Below are 21223 nucleotides of genomic sequence, written 5' to 3'. Positions count from 1 at the left end.
ACTGGTAACAGCTATAAGCATTGATAGCCCTAGCTGTTACCTTTGTTACCACTGTTACACTTTAAATATAAGAAGGTTAGTTTCATTACTATCATTCAGCTGAGCCCAACACGTCACTATTGAACAAATAAACACGTTTAAGTCCTATTTCTGGTAGGCGTATGCTGTTTTGTGACCTACCGTCCTTACCTGCTTCTAACCAACCTTTATCAATACATAAACGCGCAACCTTCCTTGAGTCATAACCTTTACATATTTCTTTCCATGCGGAAGATAGAACATAAAACTGCACCGTAGGTTCTTGGCTGTTCGTGCCTTTTTCAACACGACGAAAGCCCATCATATTGAGTGGTCGGCTATTCTCATCATACCAATCCGCAAAACGGCTAAATTGATTACGTGAGATAAAATCGGTCACTTGCTCTAAGGCGGTGATATCTTCCTGATTTGCTGTATGCCCCCGCTCTTTCATCCAAGCCGCTAGGCACTTTTCAGCCGCAATATAGGCTTCGCCCTCCTGCCAGCCTGTGATCCCTGCAATTGTGGCAATCTCCCCCGCCATCGCGACAAGGGCAAAACGGGTGATAGCCCGCCCAACTTGATTACCTGCATTTTCGGGCATCATTTTGGCGGTGTACTCTTTTAATAACGCTTTTGCTGTACCTGAGATGAAAGTGAGATCATTTGTAAGATATTTCAGCCAGTCACGGAACGGGGTGCCGTGGTATTTAGTGACTGCATGTTCTAGGTATTCCGCTAAGGCTTTGCCGCTAGCAAATTGATGTAAGTCCTCAAATACACCGTGTTTACCTGAATCACTTGGGATTTGTATCATACGGACTTCAACCCCTGCATAGGTGCGTTCGCCTGCATTGGCCGCATGTTCAACCAATGACAATTCACCCGTTGAGAGAAACAGTAAGTTCCAGCGGTTTGTTTCTCTGACGCTGCCGTCTGTTTTTGCGCGGGCTTTACCTTGACCGTTTGCCAGCATGTAAGCAATGTTACCCGCTTCGCGTCCGTCCACTTCACGGATTTCATCCAGCATTAACGTAGCGTCATTACGACGGCAAGCCGTTCCCTCAAGCGCGTTACCTGTTGCCCGCCATGTGTACCAGTAATCCGTACCTCCACAAACCGAAGCCGCCACTTTCATGGTGGTCGTCTTACCGTCTGTTGATTCACCTTTTAAATGGTAGCCACCGCCTCCCACACCGACTAATTTTAATAATGATGACGCAAAGGCAAGGCTTACGGAAAACGCCAGCCTAGCGTTTCCAACGCAATATTTACCAATGTGCTCCCGCCATTCGTCGCTAGTGCCTGCTACCCTAAAATCTTTGCCTTGCACACTGGAAGTTTGCAAAATAACAGAATCTGCCCCTGTTCCAACAACTTCATCCTGCAACACATACACGTTGCCATGCCAGCCCGTTTTATTTACGCAAGTGACTTTTTTCTCTGGTCGGCACAATGAAATGTATTCCATTAAATGCGCGCGGGCCTGCCCCGAAATGTTGATATATGAAAGCCCGTTCACCAAAAGTACACGACGTAATTCTTCACCGCTACCGCTTAACATTTCCATTGGCATTGCCCATTTACGGCAATTTCCGTAGGTATCATCCCATTCCAATAAACGGCCGTAATTACTGCCGTCTGCATCGCAGGTGATCGCGGTGACTTTTATCGGGCTGCTGATTTTGATGTTTCTAACCTCGGTGTCACCATCCGATTTATTGACTAGTTTGTCATACCACAAATATTCTTGGGTCAGCCTAAAGCCTTGGGGTAAATAGGCTTTATCCTTACCGCAGTATGTCATTTCCTCAAAGAATGCTTCTTTGACTTTGACCGTGCTATTTTCTTGTCGGTAATCATCCCAATCCGCTTTGTAATGAGTTGGCGGTAAGGTGATCCAACCATCAACTGCTTTGGCGGCCTTCTCTGCCCACACCTTACCCGTATTCTCTTTACCATCTATAAAATCGTTATCACCCGCAATAATGATTTTTACAGATGGATAACGTTCCCGTAGCTGCTGAGCGACTTTCACAAGGTTAGTAGCCGCAACCGCGGCCACAATAAAGGTATCAATTACCTTTGATAGGCTTAACCCCGTAGCAAAGCCCTCAGTAATCACAATTTGTTCAAGTGTGTCTTGTGGTTCCCCTGACACAACAATAAATGAACCTGAAAGCCCAGAACCAGATAACAATGCCTTATCACCTTCTGGGCTGATAAGTTGCCCACCTTTAACCTGAAATTGATTATCGACCAATGGCAACAATATTGAGCCGATTGGGAAACTTAATTCACCTTGTTTATAGGAATTCTGGGTAATTAAACATTGATGGTTAATTAAGCCCTTATTTGTTAAGTATTGGCTTTCCCCTAGGTATGACGACGCTTTCAATTTTTCAAATAATTCGATGCCCCGAGCCGCATTTACTTTTTTTACTTTGGTAGGCGTGATCTTACTAAACTCTGGTAGAAGCAATATTTTATTGATTTCAAAACAAGCGGTTTTCGTATCTTTTCCTGTCACTAGTTTGAGCAAATCCAACCCATCACCACTGCCACAGTGGTTACAAAACCATGTACCTTTTCCATTTTTATCATCAAAACGAAAACGGTCTTTACCACCACATTTCGGGCAAGCGCCATGTTTATGATTATCAGGAACGCAAACACCCAAACTCGTTAAAATATAGTGCCAACGCCCATTTGCAGAGCGCATAATATCCGTAACGGATGGCAATTGAGTGGAGGCAGTTAATGAATTAGAACTGTTTAGTAAACTCATTGTTTTATGTCCTTATTCATTAAGCTACTTTCGCTGATCACAAATTCAACCTGCTCCGCTAAACATTCCATCATTGCCGCCATTCCCTCACTTGAGACATGGCGCTGACCATTAATAGAACTAGCAATAAGTAATTCAGATAGAAAGCTCGTCATTTGCGCGGCTCTTAATAATTGTTTTTCGCCCGATGCAGAAATGACTGTATTGATATAATTTGTATTTTTCATGATTAGCACTCCCCTGTTTGACTTACAGGTAAGCGACCTGCAAAAAGCAAGATGAAATCATGAGCAAGTAGCATGCGTGCATCATATTCAGTTGACGCAATAGCAGCCCGACGGCAAGGCTTTGCAGTGATACCAGCACGTTTAATGCTCAAGAATAAGAATTTAAATTGAGTTTGGGTAGGGGTTGCCATCATGACGATGATCTCCAGTAACTTAGTTAAGGAGTCACCACCTGAAACGCCAATTTCGGGGGTGGTGACGTTGACAGGGTTGGCGTAACTGGAGTTACTGGAATCCAGCCAGCCCGAAGGCTGCCCCGCCAACGCCACCATAGAATCAGGGCGATACAAAACCGCATTTAATGGGTGCGCGTAGGCATAGACACAAAAAAAGACGCAAGGCGCGTCATGTGTCGCCAGTAACTGATTCAGGACGCCAATCCCGACGTTAGATTTTGCTAACGTGTGATCAATATAGCCCAACCGTTTAGACGGATGCAACCCTTTTATTTTCATAATTAACATGTCTTAAATTGGGAAAAATAGATATTTGAGGCTATGCCCAGAGCAATCTGGGCATAGGGTTTACCCCGCAGAGATAGCAGAAAACCAGTTATTTTTAGATTTGGTTAAACCACCTGATAGGTTAAAATGCATTGGTGAACTAAGTAAATACCTATAATTTTTATTAGCGAAATATAAGTTGTTAATTCTTAAGCGTAATCTATCCGTACCTATGCTTGCTGGATTATCCGTCACCGCTAATCCACCAAGATAAAAAATACTCGTTCCTTGAAAGTCCTCTTCTACCTCAATTGAGCAAAATAATTTCTGACCTTCTTCATTGTATTTAATCAGTTTCTTGGTTGGTTTTAATCGCAAAAATAGCTGCATTTTACCATTCATCATGTCGGCTTTTGCATCGATAACCTCACCTAAATTCTCAAGATTACGGTTATGTTCTTCCCAAATTAAAGCTGTGTAATACTTAGGGTCATAGGTATCAGCCATTTCCTGTAACCATTCAGATTTAATCGTACGCTCATCGACTGTTTGCCCTTCTGTAGCAACACAAATCCAATTAGTTATTAATTGAGGGTCACTCATAATGAAAATACCCCGTCTTCAATTTGGATGGCATTTTCATCAATGGCAGCGTAGAGATTTCCATCACCAAGGCCATAACCTTCATTTCTAATATAACTGTGCTCATAGACTTTTCTGTCATCCACAAACTCAGCACGAAAACGACGGGTATTTTTCTGGGTATAAATATGCAAATTATCTAATGTGGTAACCACTAAGCGACGACCAGGCATAAACGGTGGAATAATAGCGAAGCGTCCTGCAACCGTACTTAACGCCATTTGACTTGCCTGAATATCTGCGGCGTTATCTGCCCCTCTAAATAATTTTTCACGGTATAAAGCAGCAAGTTCTGAGCCAACCAATACGACTAATCTAGGGTCTTCACGAAACTCTTCGGGTATTTTTTTGATAATAAGAAAGTTGGCCATGGCGTCTAAGTTAGGGAAATCACCGTCTTTACCTAAAACAATTTGATCCGTTACAATTTGAGAGCCGTGATTAAATGATTTTGCTATGGTATGCCAACCACAGTTAACATCTTGCCCTCGTTTATATTTTTCTGGCTTTGTTGGAAACCCACAAAACTCGCCATTAAAGCCGACACGTATCATGTCTAACGATACTGTTTTAGAGAACAAATCAGACATCACTTTAGTAAAGTGCTCATCATCACCACTACGGCTATTTGCAATTATCGAAAGCTGTTCGTAGGTAAGAGCCGTACAGGTATCCGTTTCCTCTAGCGTATAAGAAATAGCATCCATACTTAAACGCTTATGAAAACGCTCCTCAATTGAACGACCAGTATGAAGGCTACTATCGCCAAGGTTAACTGTATCCCCTTTGATTTCACTTACATCGGCTATTGTTAATTTATTTAAGAACCAATTTGAGTCTGATATTGCTACGCGCAATAAAGTTTCAGATGCATTAGTAATTGAAAATGTTTTATTATTTTTAGAAAAATAATTTGCACCGCGTGTAAAATTGGCGTGAAAATCCCTTGCCACATTTGGTACTGTAGTAGCATACATAATATATTCCTTTTATATTTATTACATTAGTTCTAATTTATTTTGAATTCTTTTTTGAATAGAAACCATTTTAGAGACATATTCATCAGCAGTTAATACTGCATTCACTGACTTATTATTAATATCATAATACTCTTTATAATAATTCAGTTGATTATCAGAGGTGTTTCTTCTCACATATTTATCAGTTGATAGATGGCAATCACCAACGATTTTATTTATGTGGTTTTTTAAGTTTTCACACTCATCTAATATTAAATTACATTCATTTGAATAAGCCCAATTCATATTAGACCTTAATGAATGAGTAGTTATTTTCTCGTTCGGTATTGAAATTAAAAACTCCGATTTATAACCAGTTACGTTTTCTTTTAATAACTGTTCAACCACTGGCCTTAACAGTCCATATACCCCACTTATCTTACTTAACTTGTCCTGAGAATTTCCTAAGCATCCTCTCGCTCTTTCAACTTTATCATAGGAGTCTGATGCCCATGCATGAGCAGTTCTATAGTTACTTGGCTTTTTCAATCGCCCTTCACTCAGGTTTTCCAAGTAGGTTTCCGCATCCTTTAGTTGCTGAACCTGCACATCACAATCTGCTGTATATTTTTCTAAAAGTTGATTACCTTTACCAATGAGTAGCTTCACTTCTTTTGCAGTTGGCATTGAATTATCAAAGCTAAACCCTATGATTTCACCTAATGTATTAATTTTATTTCTTAACATAAATAGATGATTTATTTCTATAGCGCGAATAATAAACCCTGTATCTTTACCGTTAGCTTCAAATGGGATTGATTTATAATTTAAAATAAAACTTAATGACTCATCTTTATAGAAAGATATATTTTCGGTCATTATCTTCTCCTTGCATTATTGATTATCCATTCATTTATTTCAGACTCTAACCATGCAACAGAACGTGACCCTATTTTCATTTGCTTAGGAAAATCGTTCGATTTCATCTTTAAATAAATTGTGGAACTTGGTAGACCTGTTAATAAAGTTACTTCTGGTAGCCTTAACAACCTATTTTCGGTGTTAAGTTCCCCCAAAGGTAATAAGCTCATAGTTATTCCCTTATAATTAAATTCTATTTTGAATTTTATTAGATGTTACTAGATGTCGTTGGATGTCTTTATATTTACACAGACATTAAGAATGGTAAAGAGAGGGGCTAAGGCGTGATTTTGAGAATTATTATCTATGTCTGATTTTTAAACACCTCAAATAGCAACAAATAATTATCCGTATTACTAGTCATTATCATTCATAACTAATCGCTCCCAATATAAAATTGAGAATTTAACAAACGGTTAAATAACGCTCTTTTGTAAAGAATTTTAATTATTTGTAATTTCACGAAAACAAAACATAACACTTTGAAATTTAACATATTTAAATTTCAGGGGAAAATCTAAAATAAATCATAAATGATTTGTATAATATTTACTCTAAAACAAATATATGAAATTGATGTTCTACAGCAAAGAGTTTATGTATAGCAATGTGTATAGAAAATAAAATAAAAAAATAATATTTATTAAATATCAATGCATTGAATTAAATAGTCGATTCCTGCAGGGGACACCATGCCTAACTCTCCCGAAGTCTACCTAACTCAATAAAAATCCTTTCTAATCAATTAAATCTCTTTATTTAAGATTATAACGTCAACCGGCTTCTACCCAATAAAACCTAAATCAACTTATAATTGGAGGCTTAATAAATAGGGGCTCGTCCTGTTCAATAAAAAATCAGGCCCTCAATGCCACTTAATGCACGTCAAGTAGATACAGCTAAGCCTAGAGAAAAAGCCTATAAGATGGCTGATTGAGACGAGTTATACCTGCAAGTCATTATTAACGGTTCAAAATACTGGTGAATGAAATACCCATTTGCAGGAAAAGAGAAAAAAATATCATTTGGAGCCCTTCGCAGAGATCTCACCATTCTCCTTATTAATCAGCCTTGAAACTTCAGCAACATATTCTTCTTTTAAAGCTTTACGCAAGCTTGATGTATTTACCTTTTCATCCTCACATCAAAATAACGTTTTAGATTGATGACAACCCAATTTTTGCGTTTGTCATCAAATGGCCGTGGCTGTTTTGCAATATCCCTTTTTTACTGCGGTCGTAATAATGCTCGATGTCACGCATTTCTATCAAAGGCCATTAAAAGTGATGATTTTTCATAAGGCTCATCAATTCCTTTTCATAAAGTAATTTTCTATTCAAAATCAGGGTTCCCACACAACAAACTAGTAAATATTCTTATGAATTACTCTGTAACAACTTGAAATAAAGTGTTACAAAAAGGTTTGATTGACACAGAACAATCACAATTATAAGAAAAAAAACCCATTACATATTGATATTATTGGTTTTTAAAATTACAAAACTAAGATAACTCAAAAAAATACATTAATTTGCATTCACATTTATTGATAAGAAAAGTTGATTTATTTACTTGGTGAAGATATAAATAAAATAATCACATAAGTTAAATATATCAAATTCAATTGTAACTATTTAACAATATACAAGAAATATACCTGTTAAAATTCAAGGAAATTCACTCATGTCAGATAGCTTTCAAAATGAAGTCCCTAAAGCGCGGGTTAATATTAAATTAGATCTGCACACGGGGGGGACTCAGAAAAAAGTCGAGTTACCCCTGAAGCTGTTAGCGGTTGGTGATTATAGTCATGGGCAAGATGATCGTGCGCTATCTGAACGTGAAAAAGTCAATATCAATAAAAATAACTTTGACAGCGTCCTCAATGAATTCTCACCGTCAGTCAATCTAACGGTTAAAAACACCTTAGCAGGGGATGGAAGTGAAGAAAGTGTCGCATTAACGTTTAAAAACATGGCGGACTTTGAACCCGAGCAAGTGGCTCGTCAAATCCCACAACTGCGCGCAATGTTAGCCATGCGTAATCTGCTACGCGACCTAAAATCTAATCTCCTCGATAACGCCACGTTTCGCCGTGAATTGGAAAATATCCTTAAGGATCCAACACTCAGTGATGAACTGCGCGAAGAGCTAGCCCAACTTGCACCGAAGAAAGATTAATTTGGATTACTAAAGGATTATGCTGATGTCTGTAAAAACTGAATCAACCCAAGGTGCAACAACTGTACTTGATGATACGTCTAATCACGGTGTTTATGCTTCTTTATTTGAAAAAATTAATTTAACCCCTGTTGCTACAATTAGTGATATTAATGAATTCCAAGATAATACTGCACTAGCGGATGCAACTGCGGATGAACGTGTCACGGTTGCTGTTCAAGTCTTTTTAGACCGTTTAAAATCATCCGGTCAAAAAGTGGAACGTTTAGACCGCAACTTACTTGATCATCATATTGCTGAACTTGATAATCAAATTAGTCAACAACTTGACGAAGTGATGCACCATCAAGACTTCCAAAAAGTTGAATCTACTTGGCGTGGTTTAAAATTCCTCGTTGATCGCACTGATTTTCGTCAAAACGTCAAAATTGAGCTACTGGATATCGCCAAAGATGACCTACGCCAAGATTTCGAAGATAGCCCAGAAATTATCCAAAGTGGCCTTTACCACCATACCTACATTGCAGAATATGACACTCCAGGTGGTGAGCCTATTGCAGCGATGATTTCTAACTATGAATTCGATCGCAGCCCTCAAGATATCGCCTTATTACGTAGTATCTCTAAAGTCTCCGCATCTGCCCATATGCCATTTATTGGCTCTGTTGGACCAAAATTCTTTGGTAAAGAAACCATGGAAGAAGTGGCTGCAATCAAAGATATTGGTAACTACTTTGACCGTGCAGAATACATCAAATGGAAAGCCTTCCGTGACTCGGATGATGCCCGTTATATTGGTTTAACCATGCCGCGTGTATTGGGTCGCCTACCTTATGGTCCAGATACTGTACCTGTTCGTAGCTTCAATTACGTCGAAGAAGTAAAAGGGCCAGATCACGAGAAATATTTGTGGACGAATGCCACATTTGCCTTTGCTGCTAATATGGTAAAAAGCTTTATCAATAATGGCTGGTGTGTGCAAATTCGTGGCCCGCAAGCAGGTGGCGCAGTGAAAGATTTACCTATTCATTTATTTGATTTAGGAACAGGTAGTCAGGTCAAAATCCCATCTGAGGTGATGATCCCAGAAACCCGCGAGTTTGAGTTTGCGAATCTTGGTTTTATCCCGCTGTCTTACTACAAAAATCGTGATTATTCCTGTTTCTTTTCTGCCAACTCAGCCCAGAAGCCAGCACTGTATGACACCGCCGATGCGACAGCAAACAGTCGAATCAACGCCCGCTTGCCCTATATTTTCCTATTATCTCGTATCGCACATTACTTGAAACTGATCCAACGTGAAAACATTGGTACCACCAAAGATAGACGCCTTCTTGAATTAGAACTCAACAACTGGGTGCGTGGTTTAGTGACTGAAATGACCGATCCGGGGGATGATTTACAAGCCTCTCATCCTTTACGCGATGCAAAAGTGGTTGTCGAAGATATTGAAGATAACCCTGGCTTCTTCCGCGTGAAACTGTATGCCGTCCCACACTTCCAAGTCGAAGGTATGGATGTTGATTTATCGTTAGTTTCACAAATGCCTAAAGCCAAAGCCTAACGGTTCATAAAGGTCATTCAGGATGAAAATCTACCGTCCCCTATGGACAGACGGGGCCTTTTTGGCCCCTCAGCAATTTCAACAACAAGCCCGCTGGGACAACCATGTCGCTGAAGTCGTTGCTCAAATGGGTATTGCCTCAACGTGGGGGGTGATTAGCGCGGAATTTGATGCCAGTGCTTTAACCTTATCTCGCGTTAGCGCACAAAAAATGGTTGTGCGTTTCCATGATGGTACACTTATTGACACTACTCTGGCTGATGCGCTTCCTCCGGTGTTATCCCTTGCTGACTACGCAGACCGCCAGTCATTAGACATCGTTTTAGCATTACCTTTAATGCTAGCAAATGGTGGCAACTTAGCCTCTGAAGCGGGCACTGATCGCCCTCGTCGATTTAGTCAAGAGTGGGTTAAAGTTCAAGATCTGCTCGGACATGAGGAAACGGATATTGCCGTATTGCGTCATGTGGCAACGCTACGTTTTGCACATGATGAGAATGAAGCCTATATGACCTGTCCGGTTGCACGGCTTATCCGCAACGCTCAAGGGATGTGGGAATTCGACAACCGTTTTATTCCCCCCTTGCTTGCTTGTCAGGGTAGCCTTGAATTACGTTCATTACTCTCTGAGTTTATGCATAGATTAGTGGCTAAACGCCGCCGTTTAATGGCTCTACGTCGCGAAAGTAATGAAAAAATGGCCGACTTTGTCGTTGCTGATGTCTCATTATTTTGGCTATTGAATTCACTAAACAGCGCTGAACCCGTACTCAATGAACTCGGGTCTGCATTACATCGTCATCCTGAATTACTCTATCGAGAACTTGCTCGTTTAGCAGGGAGCTTATTAACATTCTCTTTAGAACATAAATTGGAAGATATTCCACTATACAAACATGAGCAGCCTGAGCAGGTTTTTCCACCGCTTTTTTCTTTATTAAATACGCTACTTGAAGCCAGCTTACCTTCGCGTGTTATCAGTATTGAATTAGTAAAAGAAGGTCCTTTCTGGAAAGGGCAGCTTCATGATGGCCGCTTACGTGAAGAGGCGGATTTCTATTTATCCGTTCGCTCATCTTTACCTGCTCATCTGCTTATTGCTCAGTTTCCTTTACTGTGCAAAGCAGGTAGTCGTGATGATGTTGCCGATGTGGTCAATGTGGCACTCAATGGTATCCCCTTAAAACCACTCAACCATGTACCAACCGCGGTTCCACTTCGTTTAGAGAATCAATATTTTGCGCTAGATATTGAAACACCTGCAGGTCAAGCCATGCTCTCTTCAGGGCAATGTGCTTTCTATGTTCCAAGCACGTTAGGTGACATTCAATTAGAGCTATTTGCGGTACTTCGCTCATGAACAATACAACATCGCACCATACTATCGATATGATCTTCGCTCAAACTTGGTTGATGGTTTGTCAATTACATCAAGGCACTGCCATCACTCAAGGTGATAGTTTTTATCGTCACGTTTGCCAACTCATTGATGAAACACGCCAAAAATTGCTCGAACATGGCTACCCCGAATCAGCCATTGAACATATGCAATATGCCCAATGTGCGCTAATTGATGAAAGCGTGATGAATCGCCAGCACCAAGATGATGGGTACAACACTTGGATCCAATCTCCTTTGCAAGCCCGCTACTTCAATACATTAGAAGCGGGAGACAAACTTTGGGATCGCCTACGCGGTATTTTAAATGAAACCGCGCCTAATCCTGACGTTTTGCTCTGTTTTCATCGTGTGCTTACCCTCGGGTTTGTCGGTAAGTTTCGTCAAAAAGAAGCGCCAGAACGTGAGCGGATCGTCGCTCAACTGAATGTTCAACTTCCGGACTATCTGGTCACTTCAGAATTACCTCTCGTCGTAAAACCTAAATTACGGTTTAGCCGTCGCAGACTTTACTGGTTTGGTTGGATAGGCGGCATTCTCATACTCGCCGCCATGTGGTGGGGGCTCAGTGCTTCGCTAGAACATTTACTACAACAGTGGATGACACAAGGATAGGCATGCAAAATCCAATCAAACCGTGTCTGACACTTTTTGCTACGGGGCTTTTCTTGTGGCTACTTTGGGGGTTTTGGTCTCTAGGGCAAAGTGTCACCATTTTTGTTTCCGTCTTCGTCTTAGTACTGACGGGTGGAATGCTGTTTTGGCAATATAAACAACGACGCCAAGTGTTATCCACTGAACATGATTATACAGGTGCATTTCCGGCTGATAATTATCAAGGACCTGTCATTTTAGTCTGTGGTCAATCTCAAGCGCTATTTCTGGATGCCCAATTACACAGAGAAACAAATCAAGGTTGGTATATCCGCGTATCCGCACCCACTGAGCTCGTTAATCTAATTGCCGCATTGGTGGAATATGCGCCTTCGCTATCTGGGCACTTATCCTTACTTTATGTTGTATTACCTGAGCAACTTACCCAACAAGAAACCCTGACACAAACGCTACTCAATTGGCGTCGAGCTATTGGGGAAAGCCGTCAAAAAACAGGGGTTAAATTACCATTTTGGGTGACGGTATACCTTTCTAAACCTCATCACGCTGATACCGCTATGCAAGTTGATGATAAACATACACCTTGGATGACGTTACTCAGCCACCAAACTGAATTTCAGGTAGAGCAAGAAGGTGCAATGTCAGTCCCTTACTCTGTGTGGCTACCCACGCATATCGGACAATCAGAACAAAGCCTGCAATTTTCTCTATGGCTAGATACCTTACAAAGCTGGCTAAACCAAGTTTTAGTTCCTCAATTCATACTACCTCAAGCTGGAGCACCGAAACAAATCCCTTCAGCATGGGCTATTCAGTGGATTGATATCACTAGCCACCCAAACAATTTATGGCAGCAATTTATTCAAGAAAAAACCATGCTGCCTCTATATTCATCAATTCAAACCTCGGATTTGCTACCTTTGCCCGATGTAATGTTGCGTCGCTTACACCATGATATTAGCTTAAGCCGTACAGAAAGAACCCTCGGCGCTATCGGAATTATTTTTGGTGTTTTCTTAATAGGCACATTAATCGGAAGTTACTACCATAATCAGCAACTCATTCGTCATATTGGCGAAGATATTGCGCGTTTTTCGCAACTGTCGGATACACCACTTGCACCAAAACAGACTGCTTACCAACAACTACAAGATGATGCTGCTCAATTAGCGCGCTGGGAACGCGAAGGCGTTCCAACCTCTCATTCTTTAGCGTTATATCAGGGAACGAGAATATTACCCTACTTGCATGCACTATTAAGTGGTTGGGCGCCCCCACCACCTCCTGCGCCTATCATTGTTCAAAATGCCCCCGAAATGGTCAGCCTTGACAGCTTATCGCTATTCGATGTGGGACAATCGTCGCTAAAAGTAGGTGCCACCAAGGTTTTAGTCAACGCCTTACTCAATATTAAAGCGAAGCCCGGTTGGTTGATTGTCGTCTCTGGCTATACCGATAACACCGGAAACCCAGCACTCAATCAAACACTATCCTTGAAACGCGCTGAATCGGTTAGAGATTGGATGATAAAGACCAGTGATATCAGTCCAGCCTGTTTTGCCGTTCGAGGAGATGGCCAGAATAACCCTGTTGCCGATAATCAAACCGCTGAAGGCCGAGCGAAGAATCGGCGCGTTGAAATACGACTCATCCCTCAGGCAGATGCTTGCCAAGAGACAGATAATCAAACCGTGTCACCGATGGACGATGACACACATTCGACCCGAAAGGAGAAGTAACAATGGCTATTCCTGTTTATTTATGGCTAAAAGATGACGGCGGTGCAGATATCAAGGGCTCTGTTAATGTACAAGACCGTGAAGGCAGTATTGAAGTGGTCGCACAAGACCATAACCTGTACATCCCAACCGATAACAATACCGGTAAGTTAACAGGTACACGTATTCATACACCCTTTATTTTCGTGAAAGAAATTGATGCATCAAGCCCTTATTTGTACAAAGCGGTAACGACTGGCCAAACCTTGAAAGAAGCCGAATTCAAATGGTACCGCATTGATGATGCAGGACAAGAAGTCGAATATTTCAATACCAAGCTCGAAAACGTCAAAGTAGTCAAAGTCGCGCCAAAAATGCACGACATTAAAGACCCTAATAAAGAGAAGCACAACCATCTCGAAGAGATTGAGCTGCGCTATGAAAAAATCACTTGGACATACAAAGACGGCAACATCATTCATTCCGACTCGTGGAATGAGCGTGCTACCGCTTAATTAAGAACAAGCAGGCGTTTCGGCGTCTGCTTTTTTGTACGTATTCGTACGCCGATGACACACAACACACAATTTATCTTGATACCTAATGAACCTCGGTTAACGGTTAGGGGCGGTAGCGTTCCTTGCTGTCTCTAACCATTTCCCCCCAATACAAGAGAGAGATTATGGACAATTCATCCGTGATGCTATTACGTCGCCTAAACCCTTACTGTGCCAGCGCATTAGAAGCGGCAGCTTCACTTTGCCAGACACGGGCGCATGCGGAAATTACCATTGAACATTGGTTGCTCAAATTATTGGAAATGGGGGAAAGCGATATCACGGTGTTAGCTCGTCGCTATGAGTGGGATATGTCAGCCCTTTGGCAGAGTTTACTGACAGATATCGACAGCTTACCACGCTCCATTCATACCCGCCCTTCCTTATCGAAACCTCTCCTTAAACTCATTCAACAAGCGTGGGTGATTGCGTCTCTGGATGAAGACATCGAACACATTCGCAGCGTGCATCTCTTGTCTGCCATGACTCAGCAACCGTCACTGGTACCGAATGATAATTTGTGGCCGTTAATGACATTAAGTACGACCCAACTTCAGCGCTTAAGGCCGATGCTTGACGCGCAATCCGATGAACGACCTGATGTACAACAACTCGCCGCACATAATCAGTCTTTATCCCAAGAAACGCCATCTGACGCTAACGAGGTAGAAAAGGCGAAAAACTCAAATGTAATTGGCGACACTCTGAGTGAAGCTCTACTGGCCGTCCTGAATAAATTTACGGTGGATGTGACCGAAAAAGCACGCGAAGGCGCGATTGACCCTGTCTTTGGACGTGATGATGAAATTCGCCAAATGGTGGATATCCTCTCCCGCCGTCGTAAAAATAACCCAATTCTCGTGGGCGAACCGGGGGTGGGTAAAACCGCCTTAGTAGAAGGTTTAGCTCTACGCATCGTTGAAGGCAACGTTCCTGTCAGCCTGCAAACAACATCATTACGCACATTAGATTTAGGGCTACTGCAAGCGGGAGCTGGCGTAAAAGGCGAATTTGAACAGCGCCTAAAAAATGTGATTGAAGCCGTACAACAATCCCCGACTCCGATTTTACTGTTTATTGATGAAGCTCATACCATCATTGGCGCAGGCAACCAAGCGGGTGGCGCGGATGCTGCTAACTTGCTCAAACCCGCTCTTGCCCGTGGTGAATTACGCACGATTGCCGCAACCACTTGGTCTGAATATAAGCAATATTTCGAGCGTGACGCCGCTTTAGAACGCCGCTTCCAAGTGGTCAAAGTCGATGAACCTGATGATGAAAAAGCCTGTTTAATGCTGCGTGGATTAAAACCTCGCTATGCAAAATATCACGGTGTTCACATTACCGATGATGCGGTCAAAGCCGCTGTCACCTTATCTCGCCGTTACTTAACTGGTCGCCAACTCCCCGATAAAGCTGTGGATTTACTCGATACCGCCAGCGCTCGTATCCGCATGAGCCTCGATACACTCCCTGAAGAACTGACGCGTTTAAAAGCCAAGCGTAATGCCTTAGAACTTGAGCAGCAAGCGATCCTTGATGACTTAGCCATTGGCAACACCACCAACCAATCCCTGCTGAGCGAATTAGTCACTCAAGATGCGCAAATCGCCATACAGCTGACTGAATTAGAACAGTGTTTTGAGAAAGAAAAAAATCTTATCGGTGAGCTCTTAGAACAACGCCGTCAATCCCAAGATGTCAGCAATATCCAATCACAGTTAGAACTCGTACAACAAAATGAACCGCTGATCACTCCGGATGTGGATGTGCGAACAGTGGCAACCGTGATTGCCGACTGGACGGGTGTGCCATTATCCAGCCTATTAAAAGACGAACAAACCGAACTGCTGGAGTTAGAAGACTCACTAGGCAAACGCGTTGTAGGTCAAGAAAGTCCATTGTTAGGGCTCGGACAGCGACTGCGTGCTGCGCGTACGGGTCTCGCCTCAGAAAATGGCCCTCAAGGCGTATTTTTATTAGTCGGTCCAAGCGGAATTGGTAAAACAGAAACGGCCTTAGCCTTAGCTGATGTCCTGTTTGGTGGCGAAAAATCCTTAATCACCATCAACATGTCCGAGTATCAAGAAGCCCACACCGTCAGCCAATTAAAAGGCTCGCCTCCGGGTTATGTGGGTTACGGCCAAGGCGGGATTTTAACGGAAGCTGTTCGCAAGCGCCCTTATAGCGTCGTATTACTTGATGAAGTGGAAAAAGCCCATCGCGATGTGCTTAACCTGTTTTATCAAGTTTTCGACCGTGGATTTATGCGAGACGGCGAAGGGCGCGAAATCGATTTTCGCAATACCGTGATTTTAATGACCGCCAATTTAGGCAGCGACTTACTGATGCAGCAATTAGATGAGTTCCCGGAATCGACAGACGGAGAATTGCAAGAGTTATTGCGCCCGACACTGCGCGACCACTTCCAACCTGCATTACTTGCCCGCTTCCAAACCCTGATTTATCGTCCATTAGGTCCTGTCGCACTGCGCCAAATTGTTGAAATGAAACTGAGCAGCGTCATTAAGCGTCTTTACACCCACTACAAGCTTGAAGGCATTATAGAAGAAGCGCTGTATGACACCCTCGTGAGCGCCTGTTTATTACCTGACACCGGCGCCCGTAATATAGACAGCCTACTCAATCAGCAGATTTTACCGGTACTTAGCCAACAATTACTCATGCGTCAAGCTAACCACCAGCAAGCGCAAAGCCTGACTTTGGGGTATAGCGAAGAAGACGGGATCACCCTGAGTTTCAGTGATATTAAGGAGGTAACGTTATGAGCCTACTCGACACAGCCAAAAACCTCCTCCAAGGCCAAAACCGCTATCGCCTTGAAGTGCAAGGCTGCTCAGACTTACTGGACGTTGAACATTTTACGGGGCGTGAAGCCGCTAGCGAACCCTATCGCTATCAAATTACGTTTACCTGTTCCGCCCAAGATCTTTCTGCTCAACAATTATTACGCCGTAATGCCAGCCTGACCTTTTGTGCACCGATAAATAACTTAATGGGACTCGCCACTCAGCCTACCGTTGCCAAGCGAGTTCATGGCGTGGTGACCGATTTCCGTCGCCTCTCAGGCTCTGCCGATGAAGCGCGCTACCAGTTAGTTATCGAGCCTTTTTTTGCGCTACTACGCCATCAAATTCGCAGTCATCGTTTTTTTATTAACCAATCCATACCGGATGTGGTCGAGCAAATCTTACGTGAACATAATTTCAAAGGCTGGGAATTCGAATTTCATCTCGAAAAAGCGTACCCAAAACGCGAACAAATCAACCAAATTAACGAAAGTGACCGCCAATTTATCGAACGCTTACTCAGTGAAGTGGGTATTTTTTACCGCTTTGGTTTACAAGATGATACCCAAACCGAGGTGCTCCACTTTACTGACAGCCAACGTGGCTATGTGTATGACAAAACGCTGCCATTAAATAGCCCATCTGGGCTGAGCGATAACCATGTCGACAGTGTTTGGGGATTATCTTTACGTCATCAAGTAGTTGAAAGCACTGTTTTTGCCAAAGACTATAACCACCGACTGGCGGAAGATACGTTGATTTCCGCTGTCGCAGACATGACTCGCGGTGATGGCGAAAAAACCAACTACGGCGATGTTTACCACTATAAAGGCCGCCACCTCACCCGTGGAGATAAAATTCGCCCTGAAACTGAAACCGCTAACTTCTGGGCAAGACTCGATCACGAGCGCTTTTTGGCTCGCCAGACTTTGCTACGCGGAGAAAGCAGCGCAGCAGACCTGACGCCATTATTGGTATTAAACATTCAAGATAACCCGCTCAGTTCGACCTTACCGGCCGTCTTTAAATCACCGATTTTAATTACGCGATTACGCTTTACCGCCAGCCGAGATAAAGCGCTGACTGTTCGTTTTGACGCCGTACCTTACACGGAATCACTGTGCTGGCGTCCTGCACTCAAACCGCGCCCTGTCATTGCCGGAACCTTAATGGCACGCGTCACCAGCGCAAAAGACCACGATATTTATGCCCACCAAAATGAACATGGGTTTTATTGGGTCAAATTCGATGCAGACCGTGATGATAAAACCAAGGGTTATGAAAGTATGCCCGTACGTTTGGCGAAACCCTACGCTGGCGATACGTATGGGATGCATTTCCCGCTAATTCAAGGGACTGAAGTCGCTATCGCCTTCCATGAGGGGGACCCAGACCGCCCTTACATTGCTCATGCACTCCATGATTCTCGCCACCCCGACCACGTGACGGATAAAAATAACACCCGTAATGTGATCCGAACGCCTGCGAATAACAAACTGCGCATGGAAGATAAACGCGGACAAGAGCATATTAAGCTCAGCACGGAATATGGCGGAAAAACCCAGTTAAACTTGGGGCATTTGGTGAACGCCGAACGCGAACAGCGTGGTGACGGTTTTGAACTACGTACAGATAGCTGGGGCGCGATCCGTGCGGGTAACGGGTTGTTTATTACCACCGATAAGCAGGATAAAGCCGGTGGGGATGTGCTGGCGATGGAAGAGGCGGTAGCACAGTTAAAACAAGCACAGCAGTTAACGGAATCTCTCAAAGAAGCCGCTAACGTTGCAAAAGCTGAGCTGGCTGATTTACAAACACAGAAAGAACTCCTGTCTGAAACACTCAATGAACTTCAGCAATCCGCTCTGCTGGTTTCCTCACCCGAAGGAATTGCACAGACCACCCCCAAAAGCATTCAAACCTCGGCTGGTGAAAATATCATCAGTACTGCCCGTAAAAATGCAGATTTTAGTATTGCCAAAAAGTTCACCGTGGCTGCTGGCGAAATTATCAGCCTATTTGCTCAAAAGCTCGGGATCAAAATCTTTGCCAATCAAGGCAAAATCGCGATTGAGGCTCAACATGATGAAATGTCATTAGATGCATTAAAAGATTTAAGCATCAGTAGTCATGATGGCAAAGTCATCATCAAGGCTAAAAAGGAAATTATTTTAACCAGTGGTGGTGGCTATATTCGCATTGCAGAGGGCACGGTGGAATGTGCCGCACCCGATAAAATTATCGAGCGTGGGGCTGTCTGGCAAAAATTTGGTGGGCAAAGTATCAATGAAACGATGCCGTCATGGGAAAGTTCTGAGTTCGCTGTTCAATCTAAAGTTGTTCCCTATATCCCTAATGAAGTTTCTCAAAATTCGTATTCAATTGATATTCTAGCCAATGAAATAAAAGAAAGTAAAACCACCGACACCTCTGGGAAAATCCCCCCACAAGATAGCTTAGGGCTGGATAATGCTTTAATTGAGCTAAATAAAAATAAATAGCAAGTCTTACCCTATTGAATACGTGATAATTTAAAAGGAATAAAGATGAATAACAATTCTGATAATGCCTCACCAGTAGGTGAATGTCAGCATATTTCCTACCATTTACCCAAATGGAAGGAAAATGGCAAAGTTATTTGGGATGATGTCACTGCACAACATAAATCTCTTAATGCAGAATCTCACTGCATTAAACCACCAACCAAAGTCATTCCGGTAATTTTTATTCCGGGGATTATGGGAACGAATCTTAAAGATAAAAATCACAAACCCGTTTGGCGTGCGGATAAGTTTATGGGCGTGGATACGCTATATCTCGCTACATCAACAGGAAAAAGAAGAAGACAGCTTCTAAATGTAGAATCTACTTTTGTTGATGATAGCGGTAAGTATATTCAGAGTGAAAATATCCCCTTTAGTGATGACGGTAACATGTTACCCAAAAGGAGCGAACGCGGGTGGGGAAAAGCCCTTTTTTTAAGTTATGGAAAGTTTCTTGATGTGCTCCAAACCGCATTACTCGATGATTGGCAACACGATATCTTGAATATAGTGAGGAAAGATAAAAGCAAATCTTTTCAGAGTAAAGGTCCATCAAAAGGCATATTACGACATCTTGTGAATAACCCCATAGGGGGAACGCATGAAGCCTTATTGTCTGACGAAGAGTTAGCGCATTTTGAACATTTCTTATTTTCAGTGCATGTCTTTGGGTATAACTGGCTTGAAGATAACGCCATTTCTGCTGAAAATCTGGCGACCTATATTGATGAGGTTCTAGATACTTACAAATATAAACATGGATATGGTTTAGCCATTGAAAAAGTCATTATTTTAACCCATTCAATGGGCGGGTTAATTGCGCGTTATGCCATGAACCCACCAGAAGGGGCATTTCAAGGGTGCAAAGATAAAGTCTTAGGCGTTGTGCATGGTGTTATTCCGGATTTAGGCTCTCCTGCTGCGTATCGGCGAATGAAGGTCGGCGCGGCACAAGAAGGTATTGCAGGGGCTGTCTTAGGCTCTACCGCAAAGGAACTCATGTCTGTCCTTGCGTTTGCCCCTGCCCCACTCCAGCTTCTTCCTTACCCGAGATATCAATCCTCATGGCTCACTGTCGAAGGCAGTGGCCGTTATCCTTCTATCGTGGAGACTTCCACGGGAAAATTCGATCCGTTTGATGAAATTTATTTACGCGAAGATGTGTGGTGGCGATTATACGAGCCAGATATTTTGGATAAAAAACAGATAGATATTAAAAATAATTGGAAGCAATATTTTAACTTAATGAAAGATAAAGTTAAATTATTCATGGAGCATCAAGAAGAAAGAAAATATCATCCGAATACCTACGTTTTTTATGGTACAGAAATAAGCTCGGATAATACACTAGCGTGGTCGGTAGAAAAGGAAGTCCCCTTGAAGCCAAGTCCAAAGCGTCCTTTAATCTCCAACCCTGAAAATAATCAGCGCCTTGTTTTTTCTGGCGCGAATGAATCGAATAATGCATTTGGCCTCTGGGATAGCAGTGCATACAAATACACGCAATTTCGCTTAGTTTCTTCTCAGGGCGCCGGCGATGGTACCGTTCCCGTGGAATCTCTGGTGGATATTATCAAGAGTCCATCAACCCAAAGTAGCTTGGCGACTAATGTAGACCATCAAAATGCTTACGCTGTCGACAGCCTTGGTGATATTAAAAATCGAAAAGCAATTCAGTTTACGCTAAGAGCCATCGTGAAGATGGTGCAAGAGGTCGATATTCGTGCAGCAAATTAATCATCGTCAGCGAAGCATCATCGCGTTTATTGGGATAGTGAT

16 protein-coding genes and 1 pseudogene are annotated in these 21223 nt (G+C 42.6%); 10 read left to right on the top strand and 7 right to left on the bottom strand.

The genetic code is table 11. The features are described from left to right. Positions 1-91 precede the first annotated feature (91 nt). The 7 genes from PSE60_RS03765 to PSE60_RS03735 all read right to left on the bottom strand — a co-directional run bounded on the left by PSE60_RS03765 (position 92) and on the right by PSE60_RS03735 (position 6228). Positions 92-2806 carry a DUF927 domain-containing protein gene (locus PSE60_RS03765; protein WP_272664606.1) on the bottom strand — a complete coding sequence of 905 codons (2715 nt, stop codon included), beginning with the start codon at positions 2804-2806 and terminating at the stop codon, positions 92-94. Beyond that, entirely contained in the window at positions 2803-3033 is a 231-nt protein-coding gene (locus tag PSE60_RS03760) for a hypothetical protein (protein WP_272664605.1), read from the bottom strand. The genes PSE60_RS03765 and PSE60_RS03760 overlap by 4 nt, the downstream gene beginning before the upstream one ends. A gap of 2 nt (positions 3034-3035) precedes the next feature. Continuing rightward, a complete protein-coding gene (locus tag PSE60_RS03755) occupies positions 3036-3548 on the bottom strand; it encodes a host cell division inhibitor Icd-like protein (protein ID WP_272664604.1) in 513 nt (170 codons plus the stop codon). A 69-nt stretch (positions 3549-3617) separates the two neighbouring features. Continuing rightward, positions 3618-4139, bottom strand: coding sequence for a GPO family capsid scaffolding protein (locus PSE60_RS03750; RefSeq protein WP_224120150.1), 522 nt, complete (start codon positions 4137-4139; stop codon positions 3618-3620). Next, positions 4136-5155 (bottom strand): P2 family phage major capsid protein, encoded by a 1020-nt coding sequence (locus PSE60_RS03745; protein ID WP_272664603.1) that lies wholly within the window; start codon positions 5153-5155, stop codon positions 4136-4138. The genes PSE60_RS03750 and PSE60_RS03745 overlap by 4 nt, the downstream gene beginning before the upstream one ends. 21 nt (positions 5156-5176) lie before the next feature. Continuing rightward, on the bottom strand, positions 5177-6016 hold the full coding sequence (locus tag PSE60_RS03740; protein WP_272664602.1) for a hypothetical protein: 840 nt from the start codon (positions 6014-6016) through the stop codon (positions 5177-5179). After that, on the bottom strand, positions 6016-6228 hold the full coding sequence (locus PSE60_RS03735) for an AlpA family transcriptional regulator (RefSeq protein ID WP_272664601.1): 213 nt from the start codon (positions 6226-6228) through the stop codon (positions 6016-6018). Before PSE60_RS03735 ends, PSE60_RS03740 begins: the two co-directional genes overlap by 1 nt. 698 nt (positions 6229-6926) lie before the next feature. On the opposite strand from PSE60_RS03735, the pseudogene PSE60_RS20585 reads away from it, so the two are divergent. The 10 genes and pseudogenes from PSE60_RS20585 to PSE60_RS03690 form a co-directional block, all read left to right on the top strand. Then, positions 6927-7040 (top strand): annotated as a pseudogene (locus PSE60_RS20585) (Arm DNA-binding domain-containing protein); the annotation flags it as partial. Positions 7041-7741: 701 nt separating this feature from the next. Next, positions 7742-8239, top strand: coding sequence for a type VI secretion system contractile sheath small subunit (tssB, locus tag PSE60_RS03730; RefSeq protein ID WP_210836361.1), 498 nt, complete (start codon positions 7742-7744; stop codon positions 8237-8239). A gap of 19 nt (positions 8240-8258) precedes the next feature. Continuing rightward, entirely contained in the window at positions 8259-9803 is a 1545-nt protein-coding gene (tssC, locus tag PSE60_RS03725) for a type VI secretion system contractile sheath large subunit (RefSeq protein WP_210836360.1), read from the top strand. 22 nt (positions 9804-9825) lie between these two features. Beyond that, positions 9826-11163 (top strand): type VI secretion system baseplate subunit TssK, encoded by a 1338-nt coding sequence (gene tssK, locus PSE60_RS03720; RefSeq protein ID WP_210836358.1) that lies wholly within the window; start codon positions 9826-9828, stop codon positions 11161-11163. After that, positions 11160-11816: a type VI secretion system protein TssL, short form gene (gene tssL, locus PSE60_RS03715; RefSeq protein WP_272664600.1), complete on the top strand. Its 657-nt coding sequence runs from the start codon at positions 11160-11162 to the stop codon at positions 11814-11816. The genes tssK and tssL overlap by 4 nt, the downstream gene beginning before the upstream one ends. A gap of 2 nt (positions 11817-11818) precedes the next feature. Further along, positions 11819-13555, top strand: coding sequence for an OmpA family protein (locus PSE60_RS03710; protein WP_272664599.1), 1737 nt, complete (start codon positions 11819-11821; stop codon positions 13553-13555). A 2-nt stretch (positions 13556-13557) separates the two neighbouring features. After that, a complete protein-coding gene (locus PSE60_RS03705; protein WP_004912469.1) occupies positions 13558-14049 on the top strand; it encodes an Hcp family type VI secretion system effector in 492 nt (163 codons plus the stop codon). Between the two features lie 167 nt (positions 14050-14216). After that, positions 14217-16880: a type VI secretion system ATPase TssH gene (gene tssH, locus PSE60_RS03700; protein WP_272664598.1), complete on the top strand. Its 2664-nt coding sequence runs from the start codon at positions 14217-14219 to the stop codon at positions 16878-16880. Beyond that, positions 16877-19402 carry a type VI secretion system Vgr family protein gene (locus PSE60_RS03695; protein WP_272664597.1) on the top strand — a complete coding sequence of 842 codons (2526 nt, stop codon included), beginning with the start codon at positions 16877-16879 and terminating at the stop codon, positions 19400-19402. Before tssH ends, PSE60_RS03695 begins: the two co-directional genes overlap by 4 nt. Before the next feature lie 45 nt (positions 19403-19447). Then, positions 19448-21181 carry a lipase family alpha/beta hydrolase gene (locus tag PSE60_RS03690; protein WP_272664596.1) on the top strand — a complete coding sequence of 578 codons (1734 nt, stop codon included), beginning with the start codon at positions 19448-19450 and terminating at the stop codon, positions 21179-21181. The last annotated feature ends 42 nt before the right edge of the window (positions 21182-21223 follow it).

The organism is Providencia sp. PROV174 (assembly GCF_028480685.1).
GTDB lineage: Bacteria > Pseudomonadota > Gammaproteobacteria > Enterobacterales > Enterobacteriaceae > Providencia > Providencia rettgeri.
This window is presented reverse-complemented; position numbering and strand designations above follow the sequence as displayed.